This window comes from Bifidobacterium saimiriisciurei (genome assembly GCF_010667655.1).
GTDB classification, from domain to species: Bacteria; Actinomycetota; Actinomycetes; order Actinomycetales; family Bifidobacteriaceae; genus Galliscardovia; species Galliscardovia saimiriisciurei.
In genome coordinates this window covers 1-2,829 of record NZ_WHZU01000035.1, presented here as the reverse complement: position 1 = coordinate 2,829, position 2,829 = coordinate 1, and the positions used below count along the sequence as shown (strand labels likewise).

Here is a 2,829-nt window from a genome sequence, read left to right as displayed (position 1 = left end):
CGTCGGCCGATTTGCCGGTGACGACGAGCTCGGGGAAGACGATGGTCTTCGTCTTGTCGGTGTTGCGTATGGCGACGACGTAATGCACGAACCCGTCGTCCGCCGACCAGCCGTGTTCGGTGATTTCGAGCGGATTGTCGACGACGTCATCCTGCCCGTCGCCGGACGCCGTTCCCCCGGTCGGCGAGTCGGAGCCGGACCTGCCGGACGAGTCTGAAGGCGAGGCCGACATCGTACTGGGCGACCCCTCGTCGGCGTCTGTCATACGGCCGCGCAGCAGCGCAAGGCCGCCGATGGCGACGACCAGTGCGATGACGACCCCCGCGGCAATCGCCGCCACCAGCACGGTCGTGCGTCTGCGCTTCTGCGCCTGCGTGACAGCGGCCGTGCCGGACGCGGCACCGACACCAGTACCGGCACTGGGTGCACCATTCGACGGCGTATCCGCCGGCGGCAGTCCGTGCAGCAACGCGTTTCGGAATTCCTCCGCGCTGCCGAATCTGGCGCTTGGCTCGAACGCGCACGCCTTGTCGACGATGGCGCGCAGGCCGGGCGGCACGACGGCGGGGTCGGCGAGCGCGGCGTCGTACCGGTTGTCGGTCGGATACAGGCCGGTGAGCATATAGCCCAGCAGCCGGCCGATGGCGTAGACGTCGGATCGGGCGTCGACGGCGGCGAAGCCGTATTGTTCCGGCGCGGCGAATCCCCAAGTACCCAGGGCCGTGGTGTTCCGGTCGGTTTTCGCAGGCCCGTCGGTTTCGCGCGCGATGCCGAAGTCGATGAGGTGCACGCCATCGGACGCCACGACGATGTTGCTGGGCGTGATGTCGCGGTGGACGATGCCGTGCCGGTGCAGTTCATGTGCGGCCTCGCAGATCTGGGAGGCAAGTCGCGTGGCCGTCTGCGCGTCGGGGCGTTGTACGGCGACGATCCGGTCGAGTGTCCGGCCGTCCACAAAATCGTAGACGACCACGAAGCAGTCGGGCAGCTCGTACATGGCCTCGATGCGCGGCAGTCTTGGCGAACGGCACTCGGCGAGCGCCGACCAGAGACGGCGTCGGACCAGGTTCAGCGGTATCTTCTTGCGGACGAATGGCCCGGTGCCGTCGATGCTGACGAGCTCGGTGACGCCATAGGCGCCGCGCGCGAGCACACGTTCGACGTGGTAGGCGTCGTCGAGGTTCATGGCATGCATGACCTGTTTGTCGTCCATTGCGAATCCTCCGTCATCATTCCGTCAGTGTTCCACCGGTTCCACACGCCAAACGTCGGTCAAGGTCAGTCCTCCGCGAGCAGCGTCGGCTCGCCGAGCCGGTAGAGTTCGTCGTCGGTGGCCGCGCGGTCGAGGCCGTGGTTCATGCACCAGATGATGATGGCGTCTCGCCGCTGCTTGCACCACAATTCACTGACTCCGGCGAGTCGAAGCAGCCGCTGGGTTTCGCGCAGGTCGCAGCCGAGCCCGAAGGCGAGTTTGATGGCGTGGTCCCGCCCCGGCCGGCTCTTGCCGGCGAAGACGTCGTACACCACGGTGGCGTTGATGCCCGATGCGCGGGCCACGGCCGCACGCTTGAGCCCATGGCCGTCAAGCAGATATCGCAGATAGTCGACGAGCCGTCGGTCGGTGACGTTCTCCTCGTCAAGGTAGGTTTCGATGCTGTCGCTGGCCAGCAGATGGTCCAGCAGCTCCTCGGTCAGGTGTTCCCCGTCGTCGGCGTTCATGCTCATGCCCTCCTTTATACCGTTTCGGCGGCGTGTGGCGAAATCTCCGGAAATTCAGTCGCCGACTGATGTCGAATGCTGGCTCCGCCGTGATGATGGTGGTATCGGCCGCGCCGCCATCGTCGCATATGAACGGAGAACATGATGTCATTTATTTAACATAATGCTAATTTGATTACATTTTCACATTGCATTAGATTGGATTTGATATTCAGCAGCAACGCCCCTGGCAGTACGCCACCGGCGACGATGTCAACGCCAAGAGGGGTGTACGCATGAGCGAACGATTGAAGATCGCCATAGCGGTTGGTTCGACGGCCGCCGTCGCCGGGCTCGCCGCCTCGCTGATCACGATGCTGCTGTTGCGAAAAAGCGGCGAATCGTCACGCGATATCGGCTGACGGCCGAGACCGGCGCCATCGCCGAGGCCGAATGCCGAATGAGAAAACGAAAAACCAGAGCGGCCGACGGCTAACGGCCGGATTTGCCGTCGGGAAGCATGAGGAAGGCAAGGGCGCCGGCTGCGGCGCCGCTGGCGAGCGCGCCGGTGATGGCCGCAAGTATCTGCATGGCGGCGCCGGTCACCGGACGCCCCGTTTCGGCCTTGCCGTTGTTCACGACGGTGCTGCGGCCATGGGCTGCGGCGCCGCGCTTTCCGCCGCGGTTCGTCACGGCCGTCTCCGACGACCCATCCACCCCCTCGGCGAGGCCATCATCGGCATCGGTATCGGCGACCTCGTCGGCGTTCTGCATCGGGTCATCGACCAGCGTCTTGATGACGCGGGCGAGGTCGCGATTCTCCTGCTCGGCGATCTCCGCGTTGAATACGGTTCGCAACGCGAGATACTGCAGTTTGGTCATGGGGCTTCTGCCGGTCTCGAGGTTGGAGACGGTCTGACGGGCAACGCCCAGTTCGTCGGCAAGCTGCTGCGTGGTCCATCCTGCGACCTTGCGCACGATGGACAGGTTCTCCTGGAACTTGTCTATCCACCGTCGTTCGATTTCCGGCACGGCCATGACGCCCTCCTTTCGCGCTGCCACCATCATACGCAACGCGGGGCCAACCGCACACGGCAGCCGGATTCACCCCCGCAGTGGCCGCGCCCCCCC

At 64.9% G+C, this 2,829-nt stretch carries 4 protein-coding genes; 1 reads left to right on the top strand and 3 read right to left on the bottom strand.

What is annotated here, in order from left to right:
* Together GFD18_RS10895 and GFD18_RS10890 are read right to left on the bottom strand one after the other, a co-directional pair.
* Positions 1 to 1,213: serine/threonine-protein kinase (locus tag GFD18_RS10895; RefSeq protein WP_163228298.1), on the bottom strand; the 1,213-nt coding region annotated here is incomplete at its 3' end.
* Positions 1,214 to 1,278: 65 nt separating this feature from the next.
* Positions 1,279 to 1,719: a helix-turn-helix domain-containing protein gene (locus GFD18_RS10890; protein WP_163200200.1), complete on the bottom strand. Its 441-nt coding sequence runs from the start codon at positions 1,717 to 1,719 to the stop codon at positions 1,279 to 1,281.
* A gap of 275 nt (positions 1,720 to 1,994) precedes the next feature.
* On the opposite strand from GFD18_RS10890, the gene GFD18_RS11300 reads away from it, so the two are divergent.
* Positions 1,995 to 2,120, top strand: a complete 126-nt coding sequence (locus GFD18_RS11300; protein ID WP_263863979.1) for a hypothetical protein — start codon at positions 1,995 to 1,997, stop codon at positions 2,118 to 2,120.
* Between the two features lie 70 nt (positions 2,121 to 2,190).
* On the opposite strand, the gene GFD18_RS10885 is transcribed toward GFD18_RS11300, so the two are convergent.
* Positions 2,191 to 2,736, bottom strand: coding sequence for a helix-turn-helix transcriptional regulator (locus GFD18_RS10885; protein ID WP_163200160.1), 546 nt, complete (start codon positions 2,734 to 2,736; stop codon positions 2,191 to 2,193).
* Positions 2,737 to 2,829 lie beyond the last annotated feature (93 nt).

Coding starts and splice junctions, on each gene's coding strand:
- GFD18_RS10890 (WP_163200200.1), bottom strand. CDS start 1,719: ATGAACGCCGACGACGGGGAACACCTGACCGAGGAGCTGCTGGACCAT.
- GFD18_RS11300 (WP_263863979.1), top strand. CDS start 1,995: ATGAGCGAACGATTGAAGATCGCCATAGCGGTTGGTTCGACGGCCGCC.
- GFD18_RS10885 (WP_163200160.1), bottom strand. CDS start 2,736: ATGGCCGTGCCGGAAATCGAACGACGGTGGATAGACAAGTTCCAGGAG.